The sequence below is a fragment of the Paenibacillus xylaniclasticus genome (assembly GCF_004001065.1).
In the GTDB taxonomy this organism is placed as follows: Bacteria; Bacillota; Bacilli; order Paenibacillales; family Paenibacillaceae; genus Paenibacillus_T; species Paenibacillus_T xylaniclasticus.
Genome location: NZ_BIML01000085.1, coordinates 1 through 1587, shown reverse-complemented (window position 1 = coordinate 1587; position 1587 = coordinate 1). Strand labels below are relative to the sequence as shown.

Annotated in this window: 1 protein-coding gene; it reads left to right on the top strand. The window is 59.5% G+C overall.

What is annotated here, in order from left to right:
- The coding region (locus PXY01_RS22030; protein WP_127573285.1) for a non-ribosomal peptide synthetase at positions 1-1587 on the top strand (1587 nt) is incomplete at both ends.

Below are 1587 nucleotides of genomic sequence, written 5' to 3'. Positions count from 1 at the left end.
GGAGCTTATGCTCGAGGAAGAGAAAGCGAAGCTGCTCCACGAATGGAATGCATCCGTGCATGAGCTGCCATCCACCTATACCGATGGCCTTACGCTGCACGCTCTGTTCGAGCTGCAGGCAGCCCATACGCCGGACGCTCCTGCCATCCGGCATCAGGGACGAACGCTGACTTATGCTCAGCTGGAGAAGGATGCGAACCGGCTCGCTCGACACCTTGCCGCCCGCGGCGTGCAGAGCGGCGACCATGTTGCCCTCATCGCCGGACGCGGCTTCGCCATGATAACGGGGATGCTCGCGATTCTTAAAGCCGGAGCGGCCTATGTGCCGATCGATCCCGACTATCCAGCGACACGCAAAGCCTATATCTTGCAGAACTCGGAAGCATCAGCCGTGGTCGTCGATCAAGCGTACCCAGACCTTGTGCACGAACGGCTCATTCTGATGAGCGACACGGAGCTTGATGAGCTGAGCACGGAGCCGCTGAGGCTCGCGAAGGATAGTCGAGACCTGGCTTATATTATCTACACATCAGGCTCTACGGGTACACCGAAGGGTGTCATGATTGAGCACCGCAGCGCGGTCAATCTGGTCAGCTGGGTGAACGACCGATTCGCCGTCGGAGCGCACGACCGATTGCTCTTCATCACTTCGATGTGCTTTGACCTGTCGGTCTACGACATCTTCGGCATGCTTGCCGCCGGCGGAACGATCGTCGTGGCCGAGCGGGAAGAGGTGCTGGAGCCGGCGTCCCTGCTTAAGCTAATGGAGACCGAAAACGTTACCTTCTGGGATTCCGTCCCGACGACGATGAACCACTTCATCCACCATCTGGACGAGATGCTGGAAGAGCAGCCGGACATGACGCTTCCGACTGAACTGCGGCTTGTGTTCATGAGCGGAGACTGGATTCCGGTCACACTGCCTGACCGTATCCGGCGCAGATTCACAAGAGCCGAAGTCATTTCATTGGGCGGTGCGACGGAAGGGACGGTCTGGTCGAACTACTATCCAATCGGGGAAGTACATGCTTCCCAGAGCAGCATCCCGTACGGCGTGCCGATTGGTGGCAACTCGTTCTACATTCTTGACGAGGATCGCGAGCCAGTGCCGCGGGGCGTAGCCGGGGAGCTGTACATCGGCGGCGTAGGCGTTGCCCGCGGGTATATGAACGACGAGGCGAAGACGGCAGCGGCTTTCGTGCCGGACCCATTCCTCCCAGGAAGTACGATGTACAAGACAGGCGACCTCGGCAGACTACTGCCGGACGGGAATATGGAGTTCCTCGGCCGCAAGGACCATCAGGTCAAAATTCGCGGCTACCGGGTCGAGCTGGGCGAGATTGACGGCAGGCTGTCCAGACATCCAGGCATTCGCGAGGCGGTAACGATCGATCGGCAGGATGGACGGGAGCATCGATATTTGTGCGCCTATATCGTTCCGTCGGACGATACGCTGACGCAGGCTGCAATCCGCGAATATCTTGGCGCCGAGCTGCCTTCCTACATGGTGCCGACCGCGTACGTCTGGATGGATCGACTGCCGCTTAACGCCAATGGCAAAGTAGATCGCGGGCAGCTGCCGGAGCC